The sequence below is a fragment of the Aquitalea sp. ASV11 genome (genome assembly GCF_016429185.1).
Classification (GTDB): Bacteria; Pseudomonadota; Gammaproteobacteria; order Burkholderiales; family Chromobacteriaceae; genus Aquitalea; species Aquitalea pelogenes.
Genome location: NZ_JAELUD010000037.1, coordinates 15,006 through 41,702, shown reverse-complemented (window position 1 = coordinate 41,702; position 26,697 = coordinate 15,006). Strand labels below are relative to the sequence as shown.

Genomic DNA, 26,697 nt, shown 5'->3' with positions numbered 1-26,697 from the left:
GAGAGGCCGACATAAGAAAGATACAGCCGCTGGCGGGCCGACAGGATGGCTTCCAGAAACAGGTAGCGGTCGTCAAAGCGGCGCGAACGGTCGCCCCGGCGCGGGTGGCGCGCCACCAGGTCGAAGCTGACCGGGCGCTCGTCACGTGGATAAGCCCCGTCATTCATGCCGATCAGGCACAGCACCTTGAAGGGGATGGAACGCATCGGCACCATGGCGCAGAAGGTGACGCCGCCGGACAAGAAGCCCAGCGGCGAGGCCATGGTGAGCTTGCGTTGCAGCCAGTCGCGCAATACCGGCAGGCTGAAGGCCTGGGTAAAACCGGCCATGGCGGCATCGTCCACCAGTTCCTGCAGCGCATCGCGTACCACGCCCAGCGCGGCTTCGCCTTCGTCATCCACGGCAAACAGCCGGTCTATGCCTTCCAGCAGACGCAACGCCCAGTCGGCGGCATTGGCTGGCGTGGCCCAGCTGACCGCCAGCTCATCCAGCACGGCATAACAGTTGGCAAAGCGGGCCAGCACCTCAGAGAGCTGCCCGCCCGCGCCCCCCTGGGGCAGCAAGTCGGCAAACAGGCCGCTGTCATCCCCGGCCATGGCCGGTGGCAGGATGCTGCCCAACAGCAGACGGTCCAGCCCCCAGCGCCAGGTAAACAGCGGGTCGGCCGGCAGGCCCAGTGCCGCCTTGTGCGCGGCATCGCGGCCCCAGCGGATGCCGCTCTGCCGCACCCAGTCCTGGATGAAGGGCAGGTCTTCGGCTTGCAGGCCAAAGCGTTGCAACAGTGCCGGGCTGTCCAGCAAGGCCAGCACCTGATCGGCAGCAAAGCGCGAATCCAGCAACTGCAACAGCGTGCCGATGGCGGCCAGCAAAGGCTCTTCGCGCTCCACCTGACGGTCGGCAATGGCATAGGGCAGGCTGGGTGCATCGTCGCGCTTGCCAAACACCGCGTCGATATACGGGGCATAGCTGTTGATGTCCGGTGTCAGCACGGCAATGTCGGCGCTGCTCAGCGAGGGGTCTTCCGCCAGCATGGCCAGCAGGCGGTCTTTCAGCACTTCCAGTTCGCGCATGGGGCCGTGGGTGGCATGCAACTCCACCGAGCCGTCATCCGCCGCCAGCCACTGGCCATCCTCGCCCGGCATCTGCAATTGCAGGATGTCGCGCTGCAAGCGCGCCAGCAGGCTGTCACCGGCCGGTTCGGCAAACAGGGGCCGGGCGTCCAGCTCGGCATCGGCGGCAATCAGCTCGAAAAAGTCACGCCCCTGCTTGCCCAGCGAAGCCAGCAAGGGGTGACCTTCGGTGGCGAACAGATCGCCCTTTTCACGCAGCTTGAGCTTGCGCCGGTTATCGACAATATCGCCCCAGTAGGCTTCACAGGGATTGAGGGTGAACAGGCAGACATCGGTCAGCTCGGCCAGCCGCTTGATCAGCGCCAGATACATCGGCGCCAGGCTGGCAATGCCGAACAGGGTGATGCGCTCCGGCAGGTGTTCCGGTCGCAAGGCAGCAAAGAATTCATCCAGCATGCGTACACGGTGACGTCCCGGGTCCTGCAAGGCCAATTGCTGCCATAGCGCGGCCTGCCAGGCTTCGTCATCACCCAGGTCCAGCCGTTCTCCTGCTTCCCAGGAGCGGATCCAGTCCGGGCGGAACACCAGGTACTGGTCGAAAATATCAGCCACCTTGCCAGCCAGCTCAAACGCAGCGGCCTCGCCACCGGCAGCATAGCGCTGCAAGGGGGCAAACACCTCGCCTTGCAGGGTGGGCAGCAGTTCCATCAGGCGCCAGCTCAGCACTTCCGGGCTGAACGATGACTTGCGCGGCAAACCGGGAATGGCCTGTTGCATCAGCCGCCAGGCAAAGGCAGCCGGCAAGACAAAGTCGGTATTGGCGGCAATGCCGCATTGCTGCGCCAGGTCCAGCGTCATCCAGCGCCCCATGCCCCGGCTTTGCACGATCACCGTTTCGGCAGCAAACGGGTCGCTCAGCGGCTGTGCCTGCAACATGGCGGCATAAAGCTGGCCCAATTGCTCCAGACGATTGGACTGATAGAGAAAAAGCATGGTCGGGAACGCTGATGAAACGAAGGCTTCAGTGTACCATCAGCCTTTGGCCCCCATCACCCAATGCATAAGGCATAAATGGCAGACACAGGCATGAACACTTACCAGATTCTCAAACACGCCCACATGGGCATGGCCTATCTCACCATCACCCTGTTCGCGCTGCGTGGCGGGCTGATGCTGGCCGACAAACAGCAAATCCTGGCCAGCAAGCTGCTGCGCATCCTGCCGCACGTGATTGATACCGCGCTGCTGGCACTGGGCATCACCCTGGTGGTGGTGGGCGGCTGGCCGCTGCTGCAAACGCCATGGTTGCTGGCCAAGATAGCCGGCCTGCTGGCTTATGTGGCGCTGGGTACCATTGCGCTGAAACGCGGCCGCACCAAGCAGATACGCAGCATCGCCCTGCTCTGTGCGCTGCTGGTGGTGGCGTATATCGTGCTGGTGGCCAAGACCAAGCTGGTGCTGCCGTTCTGACCCGGCCACCCGGATGAGGGATGGCCTGTGCCATCCCGGCCACTCCCCACTCCCCACTCCCCATCCAGCCGCTTGACCCAGAACAAGTCCCGCGCTGCAACGCTCTGCTAATGTCTGGCGGTTTCAATTGCCGACATTTTGCCATCATGCCTGCCACACGCCCCCTGCCGGAGCTGGTTTGTCCGGCGGGCAGCCTGCCTGCCCTCAAGGCAGCCGTGGATAACGGTGCCGACACCGTCTACCTCGGCCTGAAAAACGATACCAATGCCCGTAACTTTGCCGGGCTGAATTTTGACGACCGCACCGCCCGCGAAGGCATCCACTACGCGCACCAGCATGGCCGCAAGGTGCTGCTGGCCATCAACACCTATGCCCAGGGCGGCGACATCAGCCGCTGGCATCGCGCCATCGACGAAGGGGCGGCACTGGGCGTGGACGCCATCATCCTGGCCGACATCGGCCTGATGAAATACGCGCGCGACCGTTACCCGGACCTGCGCCTGCACATGTCGGTGCAAAGCTCCGCCACCAATTACGAAGCCATCAAGCTGGCCCAGGACATGTTCGACATCCGCCGCGCTGTCCTGCCGCGCGTGCTGACGCTGGATCAGGTCAAGCAGGTGATCGACCACACCAATGTGGAAATCGAAGTATTCGGCTTTGGCAGCCTGTGCGTGATGGTGGAAGGCCGCTGCCTGCTGTCCAGCTATGCCACCGGCGAATCACCCAACAGCCATGGCGTGTGCTCGCCAGCCAAGTTCGTGCGCTGGGAACATGGCCAGCAAGCACTGGGAGCAAGGCTGAACGGCATCCTGATTGACGAATACCAGCAGGGCGAACCGGCGGGCTACCCCACCTTGTGCAAAGGCCGCTTTGAAGTGGAAGGCGATACCTATTACGCCCTGGAAGAACCCACCAGCCTGAACGTGATGAGCATGCTGCCGCAGATCATCGACATCGGCGTGGCTGCCATCAAGGTGGAAGGCCGCCAGCGCAGCCCGGCCTACGTGGCCCAGGTCACCCGCACCCTGCGCGAGGCGCTGGATGCAGCAGGCCGGGACAAGCAGCGCTTTGCCGTCAAGCCCGCCTGGACCCAGGCCCTGTCCAAGCTGGCGGAAGGCCAGCAGCAGACGCTGGGTGCCTACAACCGGCCCTGGAAATGACATACCGTGTGCCGGCGGGCAAGCTGCCATGCCGGCCTCACAAGCAGGCCTGATATGAAAAAATTGCAACTGACACTGGGCCCGGTACTGTTTTACTGGTCCCGCGACGATATCCTGCGCTTTTACAGCGAGGCCGCCGACTGGCCGCTGGAAACCATTTATCTGGGCGAGGCGGTCTGTTCGCGCCGCCAGCAATTGCGCGGCCAGGACTGGATCAGCCTGGGACACGAACTGGCCCAGAGCGGACGCCAGGTGGTGCTGTCCAGCCAGGCGCTGATTGAAAGCGAATCCGACTTGCGCCGCCTGCGCAAGCTGGTGGAAAACGGCGAACTGCAGCTGGAAGCCAATGATCTGGGCGCAGCCCGTCTGGCACAACAACAAGGCCAGCCCTTTGTTGCCGGTCATCACCTCAACATCTACAACGCCGACACCCTGGCCTTGATCCGCTCACTGGGCGCGCGGCGCTGGATTCCACCGGTGGAAATGGACCGCGACACCCTGTCTGCCGTGCTGGGCCAGGCGGCGTTCAATGGCGTGCAGATCGAAACCGAGTTGTTTGCCTGGGGCAGGCTGCCACTGGCACTCTCCGCGCGCTGCTTCACCGCGCGGCATTACAACCTGTCCAAGGACGACTGCCAGTTCCGCTGCATGGAGCACCCGGACGGCCTGCGCCTGAACACGCGCGAACAACAGGCCTTCCTCACCATCAACGGCATCCAGACCATGTCCGACGGCTGCCAGTCCCTGCTGCCACACCTGGCCGACATCAGCGCCATGGGCATTACCGCCCTGCGCATCAGCCCGCAGTGGCAACACACGGCCCAGGTAGTACAGGGCTACCAGCAGGCTGTTGCTGCCATCGAATCACGCACTACCAGCGAAGTGGACCTCAGCCCGTATTCCGACAGCCTGCTGGTGGACGGTTACTGGCGCGGCAGTGCCGGCATTAGCGCCATAGGAGAAACCCGCCATGCACATTCCTGACCTGACCCTGCCGGCAAAGCTGGCCAGCATACTGGGCAAACTGCCCAGCACACCGCCCTGCTGGGCGCTGGTCACCACGCTGAACCAACTGAAAAAGCGCGACATCCTGCCGGTAGACATGAGCCTGCTGGCCGGGCACAGCTTTGAAGTCCATATCCTGGATGCCGACATGCGCCTGCGCTTCACCGCAGACGACGCGCGTTTCAGCGTGGACAGCAGCCCATCAGAACCCGACCTGCGCCTGGCGGCCAACCTGGCCGACTTTGCCCGCATGATGCTGCGCGAAGAAGACCCGGACACCCTGTTCTTCAACCGCAAACTGGTGATTGAAGGGGATACCGAGCTGGGGCTGATCGTGAAGAACCTGCTGGACAGCGTGGACTGGAGCGCCACACCGCTGCAACGCTTCATGGCTGTGTAGACGGGTCTGACAGACAAACAGCAAAAAGCCCGGCATATGCCGGGCTTTGTTTATTAGCAAACAGACTGGCATCAGCCCATGAGCTGCGCTGCTGCCTTGCGTTTGGCGGACAAATCCAGCCCCGGCAGATCCGCCATGATATCCGGATGATCCGCCAGCTTCTCCACCACGAAGTCCACAAAGACGCGGGTACGCGGCGCGATGTGGTCGCGATGCGGGAAGCAGATGTAAATGGAACGCTCCAGCGACACCACGTCGGTCAGTACCGGCTCCAGCTCACCGCTGCGGATCAGGTGCACCACCTCGTGCCCAGGCAGCTGTGCCACACCCATGCCCAGACGGGCCAGCTCACACACGGCTTCCATCTCGTTCAGGGTATAAGTACCCGTCACTTCCAGCGGAATGCGCTCACCGCGGCGGTCGAACTCCCACTTGTACAGGCGGCCTGAGGTAGGAAACTGGAAGTTGATGCAATCATGATTGCTCAGTTCTTCGGTGGTTTCCGGGCGGCCATGCTTGTCCCAATACTCGGGTGAAGCCACCACATACTGCGGAATCTGCGCCAGGTTACGCGCCACCATGCGGCTATCCGGCATCATGCCGATACGCACGCCGACATCATAACCATCTTCGATCAAATCGCTGAAATGGTCGTCCAGGCCAAAAAACACCCGCACCTTGGGATAGCGTTCGCAAAATTCGCCCATGATGGGAAGAATGAAACGACGGCCAAAGGAGTTGGGCATGCTCACGCGCAGATGGCCGGCCGGCTCGTCACGACTGGCCTTGAGCTGGTTGATGGCCGAATCCAGATTGTTCACCGGTCCACGGCACTGGGCGTAGAAACGACGACCATCCTCGGTCAGCGTCAACTGCCTGGTGGTCCGGTTGAACAGACGCACCTCCAGCTCCTGCTCCAGTCGGGCAATGCTTTGACTGATAGCCGCCGGCGATACGCCGAGTTTTCTTGCAGCATCCGAGAAACTGCCGTTCTCGGCGGTGGTCATGAAGACCATCAAAGCTTTTAAAGTATCCATAGCAGAAACGTTCCCTGAGCGGCATTAAACCCATACGGCTGCTTTGATGAAGACCATCCCCGCCCCAGCCACATGATTTGCCAGCTTCATTATTAAGTAGTTCTTCTTTAAAAAGCGTACACCAGTTCCAGTGAATAATGAAGTTTGACTTTCCTTTCCGCGCTGAAATACCAGTAATCTGTTTCAAATTTCACAAACCGGTTCGGTCTGCCCATGCAGGCAGCGCAGAATCAGGCTTCACTTTCAAAAATAAACACTCAGTTTCACGTCAAATTTCCAAGCGTACCCATCAAGTGATAGCAGGGAAAACGGGCTTGGCAACAGCCTTTTGATCAAGATTGTGCAATCAGTTACCCAACCCTCTCTCTACGCAATCCTTGATCATGTCATGACTGCGTACCGGCATCTTGCACTCGTCAGCCCTCCACTCACCATGCTTTTGATCAAGAGCGATGCGGGTAGCATTCACCCCCGTGACGCAGGCTGCACGGAAAGAGATGCGACAAGCCATCCAGGAATCGACTTGATTGCCGGAAATTCCGTTCAAAACAGCCAGAAATTTCCTCCAAATCCCAGCAAGTACAGAGAAATTACTTATTCAGCATGCCGATCGCTCTACTTGGCATTCTGCCCACTGGTTTCACTTGCCAAGTGCTTAATACACTCCAGATCAACCAGCAACCATCGCAATGGAGCCAGGCACGATGTCACGGAGCCACCTCTTGATGATTAACGCTGGAACGTTAGAAGCGGACCACCGTCCTGACCACCCGACAATGAAGGTCACGTCATCATGCACAGCAAGCTTCCGTTCACGCAGCCGCTACCGGCCAACCTGACCCCATCCAGCCAGAAAACCCTGCTGGAGTGGATACACGATGCAGGGCAGATAGAAACCGAAAACGAATTCAAACTCTATCTGGACCACCTGCAGACCCAACTGCCCACCAAGCACATGGTGATTACCCTTGGGCGCATCAACCAGCACCAGCAGTTGCAGCGGGTGGAAAAGGTGGTCAATGTCAGTTTTCCCGAAGACTGGGTATCCCATTACATGGATCACAACTACATCAGTTGCGACCCCATCCTGCGCTCGGTCATGGGTCAGGGGCCCATTCACTGGGCGGACAAGTTTTCCCGCGCCAAGGGACAGCAGGAAAAGCAGTTCATCCAGGAACTCAATTCCATCGGCATGGGCAACGGGGTAAGTTTCAGCGCACTGTCCGAGCGCCAGAACCTCGTTTGCGTACTGTCGGTTTCCGGCAGTGAAATCGGCAAGGACAGCCAACTGACAGAAATGCTGAATGCCTTGTTGCTGCATTTGCGCCAGGCAGCAGGCCGGGTGGCCAATCTGGCCCCGGCAGCACCGGCCACCATGCCGCTGTCCCAGCGTGAATTCGACATTTTCCACTGGATGAGCCATGGCAAGACCAACTGGGAAATTGCCACCATTCTGGGCATCAGCGAGCGTACGGTGAAATTCCACGTCGCCAATATCATCCGCAAGCTCAATGCCAACAACCGGACCCACGCCATCGTGATTGGCCTGCAACTTGGCCTGACCTCGGTTGCCGGTGTGACATGAGCATCTGGCAAGTAGGCAGATACCGTCTAAAAGCCAGTAAACATCGCAGCAACTGCTGAGTAGAATCGCCAGACCGATTGCAGTCATGCGCTTGTACAAGCCGGGTGATTGCAGGAGGTGTTTCTATCTGCAAGTCTCTTTTGATTGACCCATGCACTCACCTGAAAGATTCGGCCCCGTCCCCACGGGGCCTTTTTTTGTCTGGATGCATGTGGCGGCGTCCCCTCCCCCGGCCCGCTTGCGCAGTCTGCACTGCAACGCGCAAACATGACAAAACCCTGTCACAAGCCAGGGCGATTTGTTACAGTCCCAGCTCTTGCTGATTCCTTTGCCTGCCGGCCATGAATGCCTTTACCAGCTGTAACCCCGCCACCGCAGAAGTGGTATTTACCCGTCCGGGCTGGAGCCGGGACCAACTCGACCATACCCTGGATCGCCTGAAAGCCGCCCAATCGCGCTGGGCATCGCTCCCGGTGGCGCAACGCGCCGAACACCTGCTGCAGCTGGCAACCCAGCTGGAAGCACATCGCGAGCAACTGGCGGCACTGGTTACACTGGAAGTCGGCAAGCGCACGGCAGAGTGCCTGGCGGAAATCGACAAATCGGCCCAGCTGATCCGCTATTACGCCGAACTGGCGCCCACCCTGCTGGCACCGCAAGCCATTCCTACCCAGGCCAGCCAGAGCGGCGTGGCATTTGAACCCTTGGGCTGTGTGCTGGCCGTGATGCCGTGGAATTATCCGATCTGGCAACTACTGCGTTTTGCCGTGCCGGCCCTGATGGCGGGTAACACCTGCCTGGTCAAACCGGCCCCTTCGGTGCCGCAATGCACACAGTTGCTGCTGGAACTGGTCCGGGCAGCCGGGCTGGATTGCCTGGATATTGCCTGGATCGATCACGAGCTGGTTGAAGAAGCCATCCGGCGCAGCGATGCAGTGGCCTTTACCGGCTCCACCCATACCGGACGCATCATTGCCAGTCTGGCCGGCAAGCATCTGAAAAAAACGGTGCTGGAACTGGGCGGCAGCAATCCTTTCATCGTGCTGGCCGATGCCGATGTGGAAGCCGCGGCGCAAGATGCCGTCAACTCGCGCTTTCGCGATGCCGGGCAAAGCTGCAACGCGGCCAAACGCATGATTGTGGTACCGGAAATTGCTGAAGCCTTTGTCTCCGCCTTTGTCGAGGCTGCCAGCCAGTTGCGCCCCGGCGACCCGCGCCATCCGGCCACTACGCTGTCCCCCCTCACCCGCGGTGACCTGCGCGAAGCCCTGCATGCGCAGGTGATGGATGCCTGTCATCAGGGTGCCAGCCTGTTGCTGGGAGGACAGCTGCCACCTCCGCCGGGCTTTTTCTACCCGGCCACGGTGCTGGACCATGTCAATGCGTCCTGCCGCGTGTATCACGAAGAAGTATTCGGCCCGGTGGCCAGCATCCTGCGTGCACGGGATGAGGCCGATGCCATCCGGCTGGCCAATGACACGCCTTTTGGCCTGGGCGCTTCCATCTACACCGCCGATACCGCCCATGGCTGGGAGCTGGCGCGCCAGCTGGAAGTGGGCAGTGTGTTCATCAACCGCCATACCAGTTCCGATTTGCGCCTGCCATTTGGTGGTGTGAAGGCGTCTGGCTATGGCCGTGAATTGTCCGAATTCGGCCTGTACGAATTCGTCAATGTCAAAACCTACTGGCAAAAATAGTTTCGGCCAGCCGCAGCCCGCTGGCTCGCCGCTGCGTTCAGCTTGTGCGATATCGTTCATGATGAAGTCTTGCATTCTCCGTCCCGGCAGCCTGGCCGTACTGATACTGCTGTGTTGTCTGGGCTACTTTCTGCTCATCGCCTGCGCCCCCGGTCTGTTAGTGGGCAGTGTGGCGGGCTGGCCGCGCAGCATCTTGCTGGCCCTGCTGCTGTTTGCACTGTTTCTGGCCATTACCGTATGGCAGGTTGGTGTCAGCGACCGGAAGCAATCCGAATGACGGCAGCCAGTATGTTTTTTCTGCTGTTTGTCGCCTCCAGCCTGTTGTTGACCCTGTTTGCGGCCAGACGCACCCACTCTTCCGGTGATTTCTATACCGCCGGCGGGCAGCTACCTGCCTGGCAAAACGGTTTGGCACTGGCAGGAGACTATCTGTCGGCCGCCGCCTTTCTGGGTGCCATCGGCATGTATGTGGGCCAGGGCTACGATTCACTGGTTTATGCCGTGGGTACGCTGGCCGGCTGGCCCCTCTTGATGCTGTTGCTGGCCGACAAGCTGCGCGCACTGGGACGTTACAGCGTGGCGGAAGTACTCAACAGCCGCTTTGACGACCCGCGCGTACGCCTGCTGGGCATCATCAGCTCGCTGACAGTGACGGTGTGCTATCTGATCGTGCAACTGGTTGGCGCAGGCAAATTGCTGCAATTGCTGTTTGGCCTGCCCTATCTGTTTTCCGTGGGGCTGGTCATCGTGCTGATGGTGCTGCAGGTGGCGCTGGGCGGCATGCTGGCCACCAGCTGGATCCAGATGGTCAAGGCCGTGCTGATGTTGCTGTGTGCGCTGGTGCTGGCCGGAGGTGTCTTGTCCCGCTTCGGTTTCAGTGCGTCTGCCTTGTTTGCCCGCGTCGCGCAAATCGACCACGGCCAGTTGCTGCTGCCAGGCAAATCACTGGCCAATCCGGTGGAGGCGCTATCGCTGGGGCTGGGGCTCAGCCTCGGCCTGCTGGGGCTGCCGCATGTGCTGATGCGCTTTTTCACCGTAGCCGACAGCAGGGCCGCACGTCGTTCGGCTGGCTGGGCGACCTGCCTGATCGGCCTGTTCTTCTGCCTCAACATCATCATTGGCTATGGTGCGCTGGTCCTGCTGGCTCCGGAAAGCCGCTTTCACGACGCGGCAGGCAAACTGCTGGGCGGCGGCAATATGGCGGCGCTGCATCTGGCCAGCCTGCTGGGTGGCAACTGGTTGCAAGCGCTGATTGCAGGGGTGGCCTTTGCCACCATTCTGGCAGTGGTGGCCGGCCTGGCCATCAGCGGTGCCAGTACCATCAGCCACGACCTGTACGCGCTGTGGCTATGCCATGGCAAGGCCGATCCCAAGCGCGAATGGCAGCTGTCGCGGCTGGCCAGTGTAGTGCTTGGCGTGGTGGCACTGCTGCTGTCCAGCAGCTTCCAGAACCTGAACATTGCCTTTCTGGTAGGGCTGGCCTTTGCCATCGCCGCGTCCAGCAATTTCCCGGTACTGTTGCTGGGCCTGTACTGGCCTGGGCTGCGCGTGGCCGGCGTGCTGGCTGGCGGCTATGGTGGCATGCTGGCCGCCCTGCTTTGCATCCTGACCGGACCTGCAGTCTGGGTGGGCATGCTGGGCCATGCACACCCGCTGTTCCCTTATGCCAATCCGGCCTTGTTTTGCGTCCCTTTCGCCTTTGTTGCCGCTTGGCTGGCCTCCGCAGGCTGGCGGTGGGTGAAGCCCGTTGACGGCAATGGCACAGGCGCAGACACTGCATCTGGCCACGGCAACTGAACAAGCATCATCAACATCACAACAAGACCTCACGACATGACCACTCTTACCCTGTACGGCAACTGTTTTTCCGGACACAGCTACAAAGTCCGCCTGGCGCTGATGCTGGCCGATGTTTCCCATGACTACGTGCATGTGGACCTGGCCTTGCCACGTGCCGAGCGGCCGGAAGACTTCCGCGCCGCCAGCCGCTTCGGCGAAGTACCGGTACTGGTGGCCGATGGCACACCGATGTGCCAGTCCAATGCCATCCTGCAATGGCTGGCCGATAGCTATGGTCGACTGGATGGTGCGCCGGGCGAGCGCCAGCTGGTGCGCGAATGGCTGTGCTGGGAAAGCAACCGCATCGGCTTTTCCCTGCCTAACCTGCGCCTGGCGCGCAAGTTCTTCCCGCAACCGGCCGAGGTCACCACCTGGCTGGAACAAAGGGTGAAGGCAGACCTGAACGAGCTGGAAAGCACGCTGAGCCATCATGCCTACCTGATTGGCAGCACGCTGACCATTGCCGACCTGTCCGCCAGCGCCTATCTGTGGTGGCTGGGCGATGCCGGGCTGGATATCGCAGCCTGGCCGCACGTGGCTGCCTGGCTGGAACGCATCTGCCAGTTGCCCGGCTGGCAGCATCCGGACGAGCTGATGGCCGCGGAAATTCCGGACTGAGACGCACAACACACCATGGCCCACTCCTTGTTTCTTGCTGATGTCAGCGCCATTGTCGGTGCCGCCCATGTACTGACCCGGCCTGAAGATACCGCACCCTACACGCTGGACTACCGTCGCCGCTATCAGGGCCAGCCCCTGGCCGTGGTGTTGCCGGGCAGTACCGCCGAAGTGGCGACCCTGTTGCAGCTGTGCCAGCGCCAGCAGGTAGCCGTGGTGCCGCAAGGCGGCAACACCTCGACTTGCGGTGCGGCCACGCCGGATGGTTCCGGACAGCAACTGGTGGTGGCCATGCAGCGCCTCAACCGCCTGCGCGCCATCGACACCGCCAACAACAGCATCACGGTGGAAGCCGGCATGACGCTGGCCACGCTGCAACAACTGGCCGCCGATGCCGACCGGCTGTTTCCACTGTCGCTGGCCAGTGAGGGCAGCTGCCAGATTGGCGGCAACCTGTCGACCAATGCCGGCGGGCTGGCGGTGCTGCGCTACGGCACCATGCGCGAATTGACGCTGGGGCTGGAAGTGGTGCTGCCCGATGGCCGCGTGCTGCACCAGCTGTCCGGCCTGCGCAAGGACACCAGCGGGCTGGACGTGAAGCAGCTGTTCATCGGCGCAGAAGGTCAGCTGGGGCTGATTACTGCCGCCACGCTCAAGCTGTTCCCTCGGCCCACTGCCCACGCCACCGCCTGGCTGGGCGTGGATGGCAGCCAGGCTGCCATCGACCTGCTGTCCGCCTTGCGCCAGGCCTTTGGCGACCGGCTGACCACCTTTGAAATCATGTCGCAGCCCTGCCAGCAGCTGCTGGAAAAATACCATCCGGGCCAGTTGCCCTTCATCCAGCCGTGGGCGGTGTTAATGGAGCTGTCCGACAGTGGCGACAGTCATCCGCTGCAACAGCAGCTGGTGGAATGGCTGAGCACGCAACAGCTGGTCGATGGCGTACTGGCGCACAGCGAAGCCGAGCGTCAGCAACTGTGGCAGCTGCGCGAAGCCATGTCGGAAACCCAGAAGCGCGACGGTGCCAGCATCAAGCACGATATCGGCGTGCCCAGTTCCGCCATTCCGGCCTTCCTGGCCGAATGCGAAGCGGCACTGCGCGCAGCGTTTCCGGGCGTGCGCATCATCGCCTTTGGCCATGCCGGTGACGGCAACCTGCACTACAACATCAGCTACACCCGGCCTGACAACGCAGAACTGTTCGCCGACGAAGCCAGCGTCAATGCCATTGTTTACGATCTGGTCTACCGCCATCAGGGCACACTGGCAGCAGAGCACGGCGTGGGCCAGCTCAAGGGCCACTGGCTGCAACGCTATCAGGACCCGGTGGCCTTGCAGCTGATGCAAGGGGTCAAGCAGCTGCTGGACCCGCAGGGGCTGATGAACCCGGGCAAGTGGCTGTCGCCCGCCCGTCGCTGAGACATCAGGCTGCAGGCTGTGCCAGCTCGGCAGCAAGACGGCTGATCAGCCCGGCCCAATCCCCTGCAGCCTGCTGACGGCGCAGGCGCATGGCGGGATACCAGACACTGGTTTCGCCCTGCCAGCCCCAGCGCCAGTCGGTGTGGTGCCAGGACAAGAGCAGCCAGGTAGGCAAGCCCAGACTGGCGGCCAGATGCGCCATGGCGGTATCCACCGTCACCAGGCCATCCAGCCCGCTCAGTACCGCCGCGGTGGCGGCCAGATCATGCAGCCCGTTTTCCCCTGCCTGCCAGTTGGCAAACCCCGCCAGCCATTGCTGCTCGGCGGCCTGCACCGGCAATTGCAGGCTGGTCCATTCCACAGCGGGCAAGGTCAGCAAGGGTTCCAGCAGTCGCACATCGGGCAGTGAACGGTGATGGTCGAACGGATGACGGGCATGCCCGCGCCATACCAGACCCAGCTTGCGTGGCCGCGTAGCCGGCTGCGCCCTGCCGGCTGACGGCATCACAAAACGGGCTGGCACCACAGCCGCCGGGTCGGCAGCCAGCCAGTGCGGCAGGCTCATGGCAAATACATGGCAGTCATGCACGGGCAAGTCCATGTCCAGTCGCTGCATGGCTAGCCAGTCCACCGGGTAGTCCAGCTGCAGGGTTTGCAGCAGGCGTAACAATTCGGGACGGCATACCACGGTCAAACGGGCGGGCTGCAGCAAGGGCAGATAGCGACAGAATTGCAGCGCATCACCCAGCCCTTGTTCGAACCACAACAGCAGGTGTTTCCCCGTCAGTGCCTCACCCTGCCAGCGCGGCGAAGCTATCTGCGGCACACCGGCGCTGCCCGGCGTACGTTGCAAGCGGGCTTCCAGCAGCGGCCAGCCTTCGTCCCAGCGTTGTTGCGACAGCAGCAGATAGCCCAGGTTTTGCCGGAAGCGCGGCTGCTGCGGGGCCAGTTGCACTGCCGTACGCAAGGCTTGCTCTGCAGCATTGGCCAGGCGTAATTCGCTGCAGGCCATGCCCAAAGCGTCGTGCAAGGACGCCGCTGCCGGATGGTGTGCAATACCCTGCTGCAGCAGCACATGCGCGGCCTCTGCCTTGCCCTGCAGCAACAGGCCATTGGCCTGATTCAGCCAGATTTCCGCCGGTGGGTCTGGCTGTTGCAAGGCCTGCTGTAGCAGGCTGTCAGCCTGGGGCCAACGGTGTTGCTGCTGGTACAGCAGCGCCAGGTTGTTGAGGGCAACCAGGTGATGCGGGTCTTGCTGCAGCAACTGCTCCCAGCAGGCCTCGGCAGCGGCAGGGTTGCCCAGCTGCTGATGACACTGCGCCAGCCCGGTCAGAGCAGCGCTATCGTGTGGCTGCACGCGCAGCAATGCTTCCCAGCAAGCTTGCGCTGCGTCCGGCCTGCCGCCATCGGCCAGCAGACTGGCCAGATTGCCGAGGCTTGCCGGGTGGTCTGGCTGACGCTGCAATTCGGCGCGGTAATGCTGTTCGGCCCGTTCCGGCTGACCGGTTTCCGCGTACAGGCAGCCCAGGTTGTAATGGGCATCGGCCACGCGGGCATCCAGCTGCAAAGCCTGCTGCCAGCATTGTTCGGCCAGTTCGCCCTGCCCCAGCCGGGCCGCGCAGACACCCAGCAGGTTCCACACCGGTGCATTGTCCGGCTCGGCCTGCAAACAGGCCTGAGCCGCCTGCAAGGCAGCGGGCAGATTGTGTTCCGCCAGCAAGGTGGCGGCCCGCAAGGCCAGCGGGGACAAGTTCATGGCAGCGCTCCTGATCGATGCTGCCATGCATCCGGCACATCAGCAGCCCCGCCATTGTAAAAGCCTACAAGTGGAATTTGGCAAACTGGCCATTCATTTGTCCGGCCTTGTCGGCCAGCCCCTGCAAGGTATGGCTGGCTTGTTGCAGCATGTCATCGTTCTCCAGCACCCGGCTGTTGATCTGCTCGGAGCTTTGCGCAATCAGCGTACTGGCATTGTGCTGCTCCTGGGTGGAATGGGAGATTTCCGACATCTTGCTCACCACGTCCTGCATGGAATGGCGGATGGACTGGATATTGGCCACCGCATCACGCGTCAGTTGCACGCCATCATTCACCACATGCACCGTGCGCTGGACGTCGTCCACCGCCTTGCCGGTTTCGGTACGGATGGCGCTGACCATGCCGGCAATTTCCACCGTGGCCTGGGCGGTGCGTTCCGCCAGTTTGCGCACTTCGTCGGCCACCACGGCAAAGCCACGACCTTGTTCACCGGCACGGGCGGCCTCGATGGCAGCATTGAGCGCCAAAAGATTGGTTTGATCGGCAATATCGCGAATCACCTCGGTAATGCCGGAAATCTGCTGCGAGCGCTGCTCCAGCGCAGCCAGCATGCCTTCCAGCGCGCACACCGACTGGCCGGTGCTTTCCATGCCGCTGGCCAGCTGATGCATGCCGTTGGCCCCGGCATCCAGGCCCTGGCCGGTACGGGTGGCCAGCACCGCGGCTTCACGCGCGTGGTCGGCAATCTGGGCAATGCTGACCGTAATCTGCTCCAGCGTGGCCGCACTGCTGGAGGACATATCGGAAATACCACGCGCCCGCTCGGCCACCTCGCCCACCTGTCCGGATACCTGGCTCACGCCCACCACCACCCCACCCGCATCGTCGCGCAGCCCGCGGAACAGCCTGCCCAGCTGCTCGACAAACTGGTTGAAAGCCGTCGCCGTGGCGGCAATTTCATCCTGACCTGTTATTTTCAGCCGCAGGGTCAGGTCACCTTCGCCGTGGGCAATATCCTGCATGGCCTGTTGCAATGCCACCAGCCCGCCCAGCATGCGTCCCAGCAGCACCCCGGCCAATGGAATCAACAGCACGAAGATCAGCGCACTCAAGCCGGCTACGGTCAGCAACAGGGTATTGAGCGGCGCCAGAATGTCAGCGCGGTGCGTGGCGAGGCCAATCAGCCAGTCACTTCCCGGGATGCGCTGTATCGATAACAGCATGTCCTGACCATCCAGCTCCACCTGCTGCAGGCTTTGGCTGCCCGCCAGCTCGGCCAGCCGGGCAGCATTCAGCGTTGGTGCCAGCGTGCTGATGGGCTTGAGCGTAAGCCCGGCCTGCGGATGCGCCAGGATGGTGCCCTTGCCGTCGGTGATGAAGGCATAGCCATTGCCCCTGACTTTCAAGGACAGTACCGACTGCACCAGGCTATCGACAAACACATCACCACCGGCCACCCCGACTGGCTTGCCCCCTTGCAGGATGGGCGCCGCCACCGTGATGGTGAGCTTCTTGCTGGCTTCATCCACGTAGGGTTCGGTCACCACCGGCTTGCCTGCGGACAATGCCTGCTGATACCAGTCGCGCGTGGTGACCTTGTAGTCGGCAGGTGCCTGCCAGTCATCGGAAAACACCGAGCGGCCATCGGCAAAACCCGCGTAATTGACATTGAAGCCAGCGCGCGCACCTACCTTGAGAAAGCGCAGGGCATCGGCCTGTGTGGCCACCTCGGCCTGGGCGGCGATTTCCTGTTTCTTTTCATCCAGCCAGGTTTTCACCACGCTGCCCTGCCCTTTCAGCGCGGAGTCGAATTCATGGTTCAGGCCATTGAGGATTTCGCCGCGCATCTGGATGAATACGATCAGCACCAGCACCAGCCCGAACACCGCCATCAGCAAGGCATTGAATACAATAAGTTTACTGCGCAAGGATTTCATTTTTTCCCCCTGGCGAAAATGGTGATGCCCCAAGCATGAACGCAAGCGCTTTGTGGCAACGGACACCTGTCTGCCAACAATCTTGACATTAAATTATGAAATACTTATTTACATTTTGATCCAGAACAGCAAAGCGGCTTTGCAGCAGGCGTGCAGAACGCAAGAAAGAGGGGCAGGGAGAACGACAGGCAAAAAAAATCCCCTGAGGGTTCTCAGGGGCCAACACGAGGAAGAAACATCTGGCTGGGGTTGCCAGCTTGATGCTTCGAGGGGCTAACACCACAAAAGGTCTTGCGACCTTCAGTGCGATGCACAATTTAGCGCAAATGCTCTATTCTGTCCATTCAATTCAGCAGCTTAGACCCGCTAACAAAACCTCCGCTCCTGCGTTGCGCCTCCTTGCCGTACTTTTTGTACTGTCTGCGTCGGCGCGCCTGGGCCCGGGTTCTCTACGCGCTTTTGTCAGCAGCTGTCAGCACTCAAGCCCACTGGTAATCCTTGAACATTTCACGCAGTTTCATCTTTTGCAATTTGCCGGTGGCGGTGTGCGGCAGCTCATCCAGGAACACCACATCGTCCGGCGTCCACCACTTGGCGATCTTGCCTTCATAAAAGCCGATCAACTCTTCGCGGGTCGCGCTGGCACCGGGCTTGAGCACCACCACCATCAGCGGGCGTTCGTCCCACTTGGGATGCACCACGCCGATGGCGGCGGCCTCGGCCACCGCCGGGTGTCCCACCAGGATGTTTTCCAGTTCGATGGAGCTGATCCATTCACCGCCGGACTTGATCACGTCCTTGGTGCGGTCGGTAATCTTCATGTAGCCGTCACGGTCGATGGTGACCACGTCGCCGGTATTGAACCAGCCGTCCTCGGTATGGGAATCGTCCAGTTCGCGCTTGAAGTAGCGCGACAGCACCCAGGAACCCTTCACCTGCAAATTGCCGAAGGCCACACCATCGTTGGGCAGCGGCTTGCCTTCGTCATCGACAATGCGGATGGCCACGCCGTAAATGGGACGGCCCTGCTTGGTTTGCAGTGCACGTAGTGTCGGTGTGTCGCAGCCGTTGTGCTTGAATTTGGGCGTACTGGTGGTGCCACAGGGCGACAATTCAGTCATGCCCCACAGCTGGCGCAGTTCGGCACCATGTTCGGCCAGTTGGTCCACCATGCTTTCCGGCGCAGCCGAACCGCCGACAATCACCCGCTTGAGGCTGTGAATCTTGAGGTGGTTCTTCTGGCAGTGCTGCAACAGCATCATCCAGATGGTGGGCACGCCTGCCGCCATGGTGACGCCTTCGGTCTCGATCAGCTCGTACAGATTGACGCCGTCCATCTTGGGGCCGGGCAACACCAGCTTGGCCCCGTTCATGGTGCAGCTGTAGGGCAGGCCCCAGCCATTGACGTGGAACATCGGTACCACCGGCATGATGGCACCCTGGGCCGAGATATCCAGACTGTCCGGCAGCGAACTGGCAAAGGCATGCAGCACGGTGGAGCGGTGCGAATACAGCACACCCTTGGGATTGCCGGTAGTGCCCGAGGTGTAACACAGGCTGGAAGCGGTGTTTTCGTCGAAGTCCGGCCACTGGTAGTGGTCGCTATGGCTGTTGACCAGGTCTTCGTAGCACAACAGGTTGTCCAGTGTGGACTCGCGCGGCATGTGGGCGCGGTCGGTCAGCAGGACAAAGTGCTGCACGGTGGTCAGTTCGGCGGCAATCTGCTCCACCACCGACAGAAAGCTCAGGTCGAACATCAGTACCTTGTCTTCGCCGTGATTGATGATGTAGCTGATCTGCTCGGCAAACAGGCGCGGATTGACCGTGTGACAAATGGCCCCGGAACCGGAGGTGGCAAAGTAGATTTCGTAGTGGCGGTAGCCGTTCCACGCCAGCGTGCCCACGGTATCGCCATGCCCTACTCCAAGGCCAGCCAGCGCATTGGCCAGTTGCCGGCTGCGGCGTGCTGCCTCGCGGTAGGTGTAGCGGTGAATCGGGCCTTCCACGGTACGCGACACGATTTCACTGTCGCCATGATAGGTTTCGGCATGTTGCAGCAAGGCGGAGATCAGCAGCGGCTGCTCCATCATTTGTCCACGCATCTTGTTCCCCTCTATTGTCGTGGTTTGTGAGTCCATCAAAAGACCATATGCATTTCATGGCGAGGGCTCCAATCATTTTTTCTGATGCAATCCGGAAAGAGCTGCTGATGAAAACGGATGTTTCCATTCATGACATTTGAAACATCCGAGCGCTTGCTTGGTTCGTCAATGGAGGAGATGCCGGACAGTAGCGGCATTGCGGCGAATGTGCAGCACAGGACGCGTGCTGCTTGCAGGACTGGCGCAAAGCCAGCTGGAAAGCTTGTTTCCAGCTGGCAGATTTTCAGCTGTCATTTACATGCAACAGCTGATGCGTTTTAGCTTTTCACTGGCCGCTTGGCCAGCATGCGTTGCAAGGTGCGTCGGTGCATGCCCATGGAGCGGGCAGTAGCGGAAATATTGCCATCATGTTCGTTCAGCACCCGTTGCAGATGCTCCCAGGTGACACGACGCAGCGACATGGGCTGCGGGGATAATGGCAACTCCGGGTTGGCTGCCACTTGCTGGAAAGCCGCCAGGATATCCTCCACGCTGGCCGGCTTGGCCAGATACTGCACCGCGCCCAGCTTGGTGGCTTCCACCGCAGTGGCAATGCTGGCATAACCGGTGAGCACCACCACCGCAGCCTGCGGGTAGCGCTGGCGCAAGTCCGGCAACAAGCGCAAGCCGCTTTCCCCTTCCAGATTCAGGTCCAGCACGATGCGCAGCGGCGGCTCATCGCGCAGCTGCAAGGCTTGCGCGCCGTCCGCCGCACATTCCACCCGGAAGCCGCGCCGGCCCAGCGAACGCGCCAGCACGCTGCTGAAGGCCTCGTCATCATCCACCAGCAAAAAATCCAGAGCCATGCTCATTCCTCCAGCCGCAAGGGCAGGCGTACACAGGCGTGCACGCCACCCTCCGGTCGGTTATCCAAGGTCAGCGTACCGTTCAGCCGCGCCAGCGTGGCATGGCTGAGCATCACGCCCAGCCCCATTCCCGCCGGTTTGTCGGATGTCAGCGGTGCCAGGCCGGCGCGTTGCAACTGCGCGGCAGACAGACAGCCAACCGGATTGATGATGTCCAGTTGCAGCCAGTTGCCGGACAGCGCGGCCGTCACCGTCAAGGCACCGCCGCCGGCTTCGGCTGCATTATTGATGAGGTTGAAAAACGCCGGCCAGAACGCGGCATCCAGCCGTACCAGCGGGTCCGGCCCGGCAGCAGCCTGCCATTGCAGCTGGACATCCGGCCGCAAGCTGCGCCAGCCGGACAGCTGCTGGGCCAGCGTGGCAAACAGCGGCTGGGCGTTATCGCTCTGGGCAATACCCTGCTTCAAGCGGCTGAGTGCCTGGGCACAACTGCCCAGCTGGGCGCGCATCAGGCGCAGATCCTCTTGCAGGTTCGCATCCGCCGCATATTGTTGCAGCATGTCATCCACCAGCAGGCTGAGGGTGTTGATGGGGGTGGACAGGGAGTGGGCGGCACCGGCCGCCTGCATGCCCACTGCCAGCAGTTGTTCATCGCGCAACTGGGTTTCCCGTGCAGCGGCCAGCGCGGCCTCCCGTACTGCCAGTTGACGGGCCAGCCAGGACACAAAGCTGGTGATCAGCAGCGCTGACAGGGCAAAAGTCAGCCACATCCCCACCAGATGCAGGGAAAAGGCATAGGCGGCATCACTGCCCTGCAAGGGCCAGGGCAAATGCCAGGCAAACAGCAAGGCATAGGCCAGCATGCTGAGCAGTGACAGTCCCCAGGCAAACAGCCCCGGCGACAACAAGGCGGCAAACAGCACCGGCGGCAAATACAGGGAGGCCAGCGGATTGGCCGCACCGCCGCTGAAGGCCAGACACTCGGTCAGCGCCAGCACGTCGGCCAGCAGGCCCAGGCGCAGCATCAGCAAGGGCGAGCCATGACGCGTCACATTGCGGCCAAGGATGAAGTTGAACCCTGCCAGGGTGGCCAGCGCCTGCAACAGCAGCAGCCAGGGCAAACTCAGGCCGCTGGCCGCGCACAGCAGCAGCAAGACAAGGCCGGCAGCCAGCATCAGCCAGCGCAAACGGGCAATCAGGCGCACCGCATCGGGCAGGTCGGCCACCAGGCGCGCAGAAGAAGATAATAATTGGGCCAGCATGGCCGACACTTTAGCATTCCGCCGCCGGATTGGTGGCTGCGACATAATGCCGCACCACCGTCTGCGCATGGCTCGTCGCCATCGCGACAGTCTGCTAGTCTTGCAACACTTTTTGTCGAACGCGTGCGGATGAAACATTTGAAACTTGCAGGCTGCGGCCTGACCCTGTTTATTGCGCTGGGGCCGCTGGTGGGCTTGCTGGCGACCGGCGTCATGCCCATGCTCGCCTACATGCTGGGTGCCTTACCCGCGGCCTTGGCCGGTGTGTTACTGGTGCTGTTGCGACTGTCGCTGGAGGCCAGCATCAGCCAGTGGCAAACGCGCTGGCCGCGCTGGCGTCTGCTGTTGCTGGCTGCATTGCCCGGCGCACTGATAGGCGGGGTCATCACCCTGTATTACAGCCGCTGGCTGCAACCTGCCTTGTACGACCCGGTGTTCAACTATTATGTTGGCGCAGTGGCCGGCGCGGTGTGCAATGCACTGTACTGGCACTTGCCTGCCACCAGCACGGGTGGCAAGCCTGCCTGAACAACTGGCTGCGACAAAAAGAAAGCCCGCCTGGTCGGGGCGGGCCATCACACCTTGGAGTGTGCCGTTGCAGGGGGCAAAACCTGTCATCCGGCATTGCTTGCTACCTTAAAGCCCTTGACGGCCCATGACAATGCGACAGATTGTCGCAGCGACTCACCCCTGCTGCCGCAGCGTGACACGCAATCCGCCCTCATCCCGGTTGCTCAGTTGCATGTGCAGCCCGTGCAAGCTGGCAATGCGCTCGACAATCGACAAACCCAGCCCGCTACCGGGCATTTCCTGCCCCGGCGGGCGGAAAAAACGCTCGTGCACCCGTGAAAGCCACTGGGCTTCAATACCCGGTCCATTGTCCTGCACCACCACTTCATCCGCCGACAGCAGCAGTTCGACCCGGCTGCCCGCCGGGCAGTAGCGCACTGCATTGTCCAGCAGATTGCGCAATAACAGCGTCAGCAAGGTGGCATCGCCGCTCAATGGCAATACCGCTTCCGGGCGTGTCTGCCAGTGGGTTTCCAGCACCGTGTCTTTTGTGGCAGCCGCAGCAGTCACGTCGCTTAGCGCATCACGGCTGACTTGCTGCCAGTCCACCGGCTGACGGCTTGGCAATCCCTGCATGGGGTCCAGCCGGGAGAGTGCCAGCAGCTGCGCCAGCAGGCGGGTGGCGCGCTGTATGCCCAGCTGCAATTGCTGCAGGGCATGTTGTCGTCCGGCTTCGTCCGGCATCAGTGCCATCACCTCGGCCTGCACCTGCAGGGCAGCCAGCGGGGTACGCAACTCATGGGCGGCATCGGCGGTGAAACGCCGTTCATGCTCCATGGCCTCGGCAATGCGGGCAAACAGGGCATTGAGTGCCTGCACCATGGGCAGCACTTCACCGGGCACGTTTTCCGACAATGGCGTGCTGTCCAGCGCACTGCGCCGGCCCAGTTCGCCTGCCACCTGCTGCAAGGGCCGCAAGCCTTTGCGCACCGCCCACAAAATCAGCAACAACAGCACCGGCAGCCCAAGCAACCAGGGCAGAAGCTGCCCTTCTATTACCTTGATGACCACCTCGTGGCGCAGCTTCTGCCGCTGACCGACGGCTACCAGTCGCGTGCCATCCGGCGCAGGCAGATAAAACAGACGCCATTCATCCTTGCCGTCATCACCGCGCACGCTGTAAAAGCCACGCCGGCCGGCATCAAAGGTAAAGCGCCGCCCCTTGCCATCGCTCAGCAGCAGGTTGCCGTCGGCATTCCACACGGCAAGGCCGATGTCGTCGTCCTCGGCTTCACCGCGATCACCGCCACGGATCAGCTTTTTGGTTTTGGGCAGCAAGGGCAGGTCGTCACCATGCTCGCCCATGTTCACGATCAGCAACTGACGAGCAAACAAGGTCAGTTGCGTGTCGTACAGTTCGTCCACTTCGTGGTGCGCCACATAGGCCGCCACCCCGGTGGACACCAGCCAGATCAGGGGCACGGTCACCAGCAGCAGAATGGCCAGGCGCCGTTGCAAGGTAGGCTGGCGTGTCATGCCGGTTCACCCAGTGCATAACCCACCCCGCGCTGGGTGCGGATGAATGCCGCGCCCAGTTTCTTGCGCAGGTGGTGCACATACACTTCCACCGCATTGCTTTCCAGCTCCTGCCCCCAGCCATACAGTTTTTCTTCGATCAGCTCGCGTGGCAGCACCCGGTCCTTGCTGGACAGCAGCAGCTCCAGCAAGGCCAGCTCACGGGCGGTCAGCTCCAATGGCACCTCGCCCAGCCAGGCCGTGCGCGCCACCGGGTCCATGCTCACCCGGCCATGACTCAGGCGATTGCTGGTCTGGCCGTGGCGGCGGCGGATCAAGGCGCGCAGCCGGGCAGCCACTTCACTGAGCGCAAAGGGTTTGACCAGATAGTCATCGGCACCGGCATCCAGCCCCTTGAGCCGGTCGTCCAGCGCATCACGCGCCGTCAATACCAGCACCGGCACGTCCTGCCCGGCCTTGCGCCAGGTGGTCAGGATATCCATGCCGTCCATGCCCGGCAGGCCCAGGTCCAGCACCACGGCATCAAACGGCGCAGCCGTCAGCGCCGCCAGTCCGTCACGCCCCTGACGAAACCAGTCCACTGCGAAGCCCAGCTGGCTCAGTCCCATTTTCAGGCCATCGCCAATCAGCGGGTCATCTTCCACCACCAGTATGCGCATGTTGATTTCCTTGTCTCTAACGCCACCACAGCCGACTGGCTGCCCTATTGCAACACGATCCCCGCCCCCAAAACCATGGCGCTGATCAAGCGAGCCCCAGCCAGGCTTGCGCCAGTAAAGCACAACTGCCTTAAACCCGACTTAAACCGCCTGCGTCATGCAGCCGTCACCAAAGCCTCATCGCCCCGTCATCTGTCCCATGCAGCATGGCGCTGTACACCACGGTAGAACGGACCCGATATGCAGCCCGCCACCGACACTGTCAAACCGCGCCACTACCGCGCCATCTGGATTTCCGACGTCCATCTGGGCACTGCCGGCTGTCGCGCCGACCATCTGCTGGACTTTCTCAAGCACAACGAATCCGACCACCTCTATCTGGTGGGCGATATCGTTGACGGCTGGCAGCTGAAGAAATCCTGGTACTGGAAGCAAAGCCACAACGATGTGGTGCAGAAAGTACTACGCAAGGCGCGCAAGGGCTGTCAGGTGGTATACGTACCGGGCAACCATGACGAAGCCGCCCGTCATTACACCGGGCTGGATTTCGGCGGCATTGCCATCCGGCGCGAAGCAGAGCACATCACCGCCGACGGCAAACGTCTGCTCATCATCCACGGCGACGAATTCGATGGCGTCATCCAGCACATCAAGTGGCTGGCCTATGTGGGCGACTCGCTCTACACCGTCATCCTGCAACTGAATCGCGGCTTCAACTGGCTGCGCAAACAGCTGGATCTGCCTTACTGGTCGCTGTCGCAATACCTCAAGCACAAGGTGAAGAACGCGGTGAACTTCATCAGTGACTTTGAAAAAATCCTGGCCGGAGAAGCACGCCGCCGCCATTACGACGGGGTGATCTGCGGTCACATCCACAAGGCAGAAATCCGCGACATCGACGGGGTACTGTACGGCAACAGTGGCGACTGGGTGGAAAGCCTGTCAGCCCTGGTTGAACATGCCGATGGCCGACTGGAAGTGGTGTACTGGACCACACTGCTGAGCCAGCCGGAGAAAACCAGCCGGAAAGCACGCGCGTCCCAGAACGAACCACACAGCGGCATTGAACACACACCGCCAGGCCAGCCCGGCATTCCCGCACCGCAACCTGTGCAATACCACGGCAACACCTCTTCCCATTCCGACCCCAGCCAGGAGACCCCATGCGCATCCTGATCGTGACCGACGCCTGGCAGCCCCAGGTCAACGGCGTAGTCCGCACCCTGACCGAAACCTGCCGCGAACTGACTGCCTTCGGGCATCAGGTTGAAATGATCACCCCGCTGGAATTCCACACTCTGCCCTGCCCCACCTACCCGGACATCCGGCTGTCCATATTGCCTTACCGCCAGGTGGCACAACGCATCGCCGCACTGGCGCCGCATGCCATCCACATCGCCACGGAAGGCCCGCTTGGTCTGGCCGCCCGCCGTTACTGCCTGCGCCACAAGCTACAGTTCACCACGGCTTATCACACCCGTTTTCCGGAATACATCGCCGCCCGCACCCGCCTGCCGCTATCCATCAGCTATGCCTGGATGCGTCGCTTCCACAATGCAGGCGCTGCCACCATGGTGCCCACCCAGTCCATTGCCGACGACCTGCGTGCCCGCGGCTTTGACAAGGTAGTGCTGTGGAGCCGCGGCGTGGACATCGGCATGTTCAGTCCGGGTGAACGTGACCGGCTGGAAGAAAGCCGTGCGCCGCGCTTTGTCTATATCGGGCGCGTGGCGGTGGAAAAAAACATCGAGGCTTTCCTGAAACTGGACCTGCCCGGCAGCAAATGGGTGGTGGGGGATGGCCCGCTGCTGTCCCGGCTGCAACGCGAATACCCGGAAGTCCACTTTGCCGGTGTGTTTCCCCAGCCCGAGCTGGCACGCTTCTACCGCGCCGCGGATGTCTTTGTTTTCCCCAGCCTGACCGACACCTTTGGCTTGGTACTGCTGGAAGCCATGGCCTGTGGCACACCGGTAGCCGCTTATCCGGTAGCCGGACCGCGCGATGTGGTGGGCCACAGCGGAGCTGGCGTATTGCACGACGATCTGCGTCATGCTTGCCTGGAAGCGCTCAAACTGGACCGTGAGCATGTGCGGACCGTGGCCGAGCGATATTCCTGGGCTGCCGCCACCCGTCAGTTCGAGCGACACCTGCATCCCAATCAGCCAGCACAAGTGGCCAGGCTGGAAGCGCAGACCGGCTGAGTCGCCAGCCTGGCCTGCGTTGCAAAATCGCAGCGCTGGCCAAGCCTTCACTGGCAAACTGCCAGAACAATGGCATAGAAAAAACAACGCCGGGGCCGAAAAAAAACTTGAGTCCGCCAATGTCAGGCCTATACTGAAATCATTCAGTAACAGGGAGGGTTTGGGATGAGTCATTGGCCGGATTCCGACAACCTTGTTCACACCGGCGTTCAGAACCCATCACCTTTTCAGGTTTGATGGCGGGCAGTTCAAGCTTGCCCGGGAGCGCAGCAAGCGTCCATTGCGGATGCATCAGACGACAGGTAGTCGGTACGCCAGACACGAAACAACAGACTTTGCTAAAGCATGATGAGTAAACCGGGAAGAAATTCCCCTCTGCGCCGCCGTAACAGGTAGCGAGCATGATGTTACCGCCCAGACGAAACCGGGCAGCACTACCGTAACATCAGTTGTTTGAGGCTTATCTTGTGCTGTGCATACAGCCTGTTCTTTGGTAGACCTGCAAGGCTGCAGTCAAGAGCATCGTTGGCAGACATGTTCGGGGCCAGGCAGGGTGAAGACTTGTATGTGATGTTTGCGTTATC

At 61.4% G+C, this 26,697-nt stretch carries 22 protein-coding genes; 13 read left to right on the top strand and 9 right to left on the bottom strand.

Features of this window, described 5'->3' with window-relative positions:
* Window positions 1-2,063: exodeoxyribonuclease V subunit gamma (recC, locus tag JHD62_RS12905; RefSeq protein ID WP_199103248.1), on the bottom strand; the 2,063-nt coding region annotated here is incomplete at its 3' end.
* A gap of 93 nt (window positions 2,064-2,156) precedes the next feature.
* On the opposite strand from recC, the gene JHD62_RS12900 reads away from it, so the two are divergent.
* The 4 genes from JHD62_RS12900 to JHD62_RS12885 all read left to right on the top strand — a co-directional run bounded on the left by JHD62_RS12900 (window position 2,157) and on the right by JHD62_RS12885 (window position 5,108).
* Window positions 2,157-2,540, top strand: a complete 384-nt coding sequence (locus JHD62_RS12900; protein ID WP_131357607.1) for a SirB2 family protein — start codon at window positions 2,157-2,159, stop codon at window positions 2,538-2,540.
* A gap of 146 nt (window positions 2,541-2,686) precedes the next feature.
* Window positions 2,687-3,703 carry a peptidase U32 family protein gene (locus JHD62_RS12895; protein WP_045846743.1) on the top strand — a complete coding sequence of 339 codons (1,017 nt, stop codon included), beginning with the start codon at window positions 2,687-2,689 and terminating at the stop codon, window positions 3,701-3,703.
* 54 nt (window positions 3,704-3,757) lie between these two features.
* Window positions 3,758-4,687, top strand: coding sequence for a U32 family peptidase (locus JHD62_RS12890; RefSeq protein WP_199103247.1), 930 nt, complete (start codon window positions 3,758-3,760; stop codon window positions 4,685-4,687).
* Window positions 4,674-5,108 (top strand): SCP2 domain-containing protein, encoded by a 435-nt coding sequence (locus JHD62_RS12885; protein ID WP_199103246.1) that lies wholly within the window; start codon window positions 4,674-4,676, stop codon window positions 5,106-5,108. The genes JHD62_RS12890 and JHD62_RS12885 overlap by 14 nt, the downstream gene beginning before the upstream one ends.
* A 71-nt stretch (window positions 5,109-5,179) precedes the next feature.
* Here the strand turns inward: JHD62_RS12885 and JHD62_RS12880 are convergent, their stop codons facing one another.
* Complete coding sequence (locus JHD62_RS12880) at window positions 5,180-6,145, bottom strand: LysR family transcriptional regulator (protein ID WP_178972076.1); 966 nt, start codon at window positions 6,143-6,145, stop codon at window positions 5,180-5,182.
* A gap of 793 nt (window positions 6,146-6,938) precedes the next feature.
* On the opposite strand from JHD62_RS12880, the gene JHD62_RS12875 reads away from it, so the two are divergent.
* From JHD62_RS12875 to JHD62_RS12850, 6 genes are all read left to right on the top strand, one after another.
* Complete coding sequence (locus tag JHD62_RS12875) at window positions 6,939-7,730, top strand: LuxR family transcriptional regulator (protein WP_199103245.1); 792 nt, start codon at window positions 6,939-6,941, stop codon at window positions 7,728-7,730.
* A 341-nt stretch (window positions 7,731-8,071) separates the two neighbouring features.
* The gene (locus JHD62_RS12870) at window positions 8,072-9,427 is read left to right on the top strand and encodes an NAD-dependent succinate-semialdehyde dehydrogenase (protein ID WP_199103244.1); all 1,356 of its coding nucleotides are present in this window, start codon (window positions 8,072-8,074) and stop codon (window positions 9,425-9,427) included.
* A gap of 58 nt (window positions 9,428-9,485) precedes the next feature.
* Window positions 9,486-9,704 carry a hypothetical protein gene (locus JHD62_RS12865; RefSeq protein WP_131357598.1) on the top strand — a complete coding sequence of 73 codons (219 nt, stop codon included), beginning with the start codon at window positions 9,486-9,488 and terminating at the stop codon, window positions 9,702-9,704.
* Window positions 9,701-11,224 (top strand): cation/acetate symporter ActP, encoded by a 1,524-nt coding sequence (locus tag JHD62_RS12860; protein ID WP_199103243.1) that lies wholly within the window; start codon window positions 9,701-9,703, stop codon window positions 11,222-11,224. Before JHD62_RS12865 ends, JHD62_RS12860 begins: the two co-directional genes overlap by 4 nt.
* 36 nt (window positions 11,225-11,260) lie before the next feature.
* Entirely contained in the window at window positions 11,261-11,884 is a 624-nt protein-coding gene (locus JHD62_RS12855; protein WP_199103242.1) for a glutathione S-transferase family protein, read from the top strand.
* 15 nt (window positions 11,885-11,899) lie between these two features.
* Window positions 11,900-13,303 (top strand): FAD-binding oxidoreductase, encoded by a 1,404-nt coding sequence (locus JHD62_RS12850; RefSeq protein ID WP_199103241.1) that lies wholly within the window; start codon window positions 11,900-11,902, stop codon window positions 13,301-13,303.
* Window positions 13,304-13,307: 4 nt separating this feature from the next.
* On the opposite strand, the gene JHD62_RS12845 is transcribed toward JHD62_RS12850, so the two are convergent.
* The 5 genes from JHD62_RS12845 to JHD62_RS12825 form a co-directional block, all read right to left on the bottom strand.
* Complete coding sequence (locus tag JHD62_RS12845) at window positions 13,308-15,059, bottom strand: lipopolysaccharide assembly protein LapB (protein ID WP_199103240.1); 1,752 nt, start codon at window positions 15,057-15,059, stop codon at window positions 13,308-13,310.
* 64 nt (window positions 15,060-15,123) lie between these two features.
* Complete coding sequence (locus JHD62_RS12840) at window positions 15,124-16,998, bottom strand: methyl-accepting chemotaxis protein (RefSeq protein ID WP_199103239.1); 1,875 nt, start codon at window positions 16,996-16,998, stop codon at window positions 15,124-15,126.
* Between the two features lie 479 nt (window positions 16,999-17,477).
* Window positions 17,478-19,100 (bottom strand): 3-(methylthio)propionyl-CoA ligase, encoded by a 1,623-nt coding sequence (locus tag JHD62_RS12835; RefSeq protein ID WP_062788875.1) that lies wholly within the window; start codon window positions 19,098-19,100, stop codon window positions 17,478-17,480.
* A 317-nt stretch (window positions 19,101-19,417) separates the two neighbouring features.
* Window positions 19,418-19,945 (bottom strand): response regulator transcription factor, encoded by a 528-nt coding sequence (locus JHD62_RS12830; protein ID WP_062788876.1) that lies wholly within the window; start codon window positions 19,943-19,945, stop codon window positions 19,418-19,420.
* A 2-nt stretch (window positions 19,946-19,947) separates the two neighbouring features.
* On the bottom strand, window positions 19,948-21,207 hold the full coding sequence (locus tag JHD62_RS12825; RefSeq protein WP_233160910.1) for a HAMP domain-containing sensor histidine kinase: 1,260 nt from the start codon (window positions 21,205-21,207) through the stop codon (window positions 19,948-19,950).
* A gap of 129 nt (window positions 21,208-21,336) precedes the next feature.
* On the opposite strand from JHD62_RS12825, the gene JHD62_RS12820 reads away from it, so the two are divergent.
* Window positions 21,337-21,735 carry a hypothetical protein gene (locus tag JHD62_RS12820; protein ID WP_199103238.1) on the top strand — a complete coding sequence of 133 codons (399 nt, stop codon included), beginning with the start codon at window positions 21,337-21,339 and terminating at the stop codon, window positions 21,733-21,735.
* A gap of 156 nt (window positions 21,736-21,891) precedes the next feature.
* Here the strand turns inward: JHD62_RS12820 and JHD62_RS12815 are convergent, their stop codons facing one another.
* Both JHD62_RS12815 and JHD62_RS12810 read right to left on the bottom strand, forming a co-directional pair.
* The gene (locus tag JHD62_RS12815; RefSeq protein WP_199103237.1) at window positions 21,892-23,253 is read right to left on the bottom strand and encodes an ATP-binding protein; all 1,362 of its coding nucleotides are present in this window, start codon (window positions 23,251-23,253) and stop codon (window positions 21,892-21,894) included.
* Complete coding sequence (locus JHD62_RS12810) at window positions 23,250-23,912, bottom strand: response regulator (RefSeq protein ID WP_199103236.1); 663 nt, start codon at window positions 23,910-23,912, stop codon at window positions 23,250-23,252. The genes JHD62_RS12815 and JHD62_RS12810 overlap by 4 nt, the downstream gene beginning before the upstream one ends.
* A 240-nt stretch (window positions 23,913-24,152) precedes the next feature.
* On the opposite strand from JHD62_RS12810, the gene JHD62_RS12805 reads away from it, so the two are divergent.
* On the top strand, window positions 24,153-25,088 hold the full coding sequence (locus JHD62_RS12805) for a UDP-2,3-diacylglucosamine diphosphatase (protein ID WP_199103235.1): 936 nt from the start codon (window positions 24,153-24,155) through the stop codon (window positions 25,086-25,088).
* On the top strand, window positions 25,076-26,113 hold the full coding sequence (locus tag JHD62_RS12800; RefSeq protein ID WP_199103234.1) for a glycosyltransferase family 1 protein: 1,038 nt from the start codon (window positions 25,076-25,078) through the stop codon (window positions 26,111-26,113). Before JHD62_RS12805 ends, JHD62_RS12800 begins: the two co-directional genes overlap by 13 nt.
* Window positions 26,114-26,697: the final 584 nt, after the last annotated feature.

Coding starts and splice junctions, on each gene's coding strand:
- JHD62_RS12805 (WP_199103235.1), top strand. CDS start 24,153: ATGCAGCCCGCCACCGACACTGTCAAACCGCGCCACTACCGCGCCATC.
- JHD62_RS12860 (WP_199103243.1), top strand. CDS start 9,701: ATGACGGCAGCCAGTATGTTTTTTCTGCTGTTTGTCGCCTCCAGCCTG.
- JHD62_RS12820 (WP_199103238.1), top strand. CDS start 21,337: ATGAAACATTTGAAACTTGCAGGCTGCGGCCTGACCCTGTTTATTGCG.
- JHD62_RS12885 (WP_199103246.1), top strand. CDS start 4,674: ATGCACATTCCTGACCTGACCCTGCCGGCAAAGCTGGCCAGCATACTG.
- JHD62_RS12875 (WP_199103245.1), top strand. CDS start 6,939: ATGCACAGCAAGCTTCCGTTCACGCAGCCGCTACCGGCCAACCTGACC.
- JHD62_RS12835 (WP_062788875.1), bottom strand. CDS start 19,100: ATGCGTGGACAAATGATGGAGCAGCCGCTGCTGATCTCCGCCTTGCTG.
- JHD62_RS12870 (WP_199103244.1), top strand. CDS start 8,072: ATGAATGCCTTTACCAGCTGTAACCCCGCCACCGCAGAAGTGGTATTT.
- JHD62_RS12845 (WP_199103240.1), bottom strand. CDS start 15,059: ATGAACTTGTCCCCGCTGGCCTTGCGGGCCGCCACCTTGCTGGCGGAA.
- JHD62_RS12800 (WP_199103234.1), top strand. CDS start 25,076: ATGCGCATCCTGATCGTGACCGACGCCTGGCAGCCCCAGGTCAACGGC.
- JHD62_RS12825 (WP_233160910.1), bottom strand. CDS start 21,207: ATGCTGGCCCAATTATTATCTTCTTCTGCGCGCCTGGTGGCCGACCTG.
- JHD62_RS12810 (WP_199103236.1), bottom strand. CDS start 23,912: ATGCGCATACTGGTGGTGGAAGATGACCCGCTGATTGGCGATGGCCTG.
- JHD62_RS12900 (WP_131357607.1), top strand. CDS start 2,157: ATGAACACTTACCAGATTCTCAAACACGCCCACATGGGCATGGCCTAT.
- JHD62_RS12865 (WP_131357598.1), top strand. CDS start 9,486: ATGATGAAGTCTTGCATTCTCCGTCCCGGCAGCCTGGCCGTACTGATA.
- JHD62_RS12895 (WP_045846743.1), top strand. CDS start 2,687: ATGCCTGCCACACGCCCCCTGCCGGAGCTGGTTTGTCCGGCGGGCAGC.
- JHD62_RS12855 (WP_199103242.1), top strand. CDS start 11,261: ATGACCACTCTTACCCTGTACGGCAACTGTTTTTCCGGACACAGCTAC.
- JHD62_RS12850 (WP_199103241.1), top strand. CDS start 11,900: ATGGCCCACTCCTTGTTTCTTGCTGATGTCAGCGCCATTGTCGGTGCC.
- JHD62_RS12815 (WP_199103237.1), bottom strand. CDS start 23,253: ATGACACGCCAGCCTACCTTGCAACGGCGCCTGGCCATTCTGCTGCTG.
- JHD62_RS12840 (WP_199103239.1), bottom strand. CDS start 16,998: ATGAAATCCTTGCGCAGTAAACTTATTGTATTCAATGCCTTGCTGATG.
- JHD62_RS12830 (WP_062788876.1), bottom strand. CDS start 19,945: ATGGCTCTGGATTTTTTGCTGGTGGATGATGACGAGGCCTTCAGCAGC.
- JHD62_RS12880 (WP_178972076.1), bottom strand. CDS start 6,145: ATGGATACTTTAAAAGCTTTGATGGTCTTCATGACCACCGCCGAGAAC.
- JHD62_RS12890 (WP_199103247.1), top strand. CDS start 3,758: ATGAAAAAATTGCAACTGACACTGGGCCCGGTACTGTTTTACTGGTCC.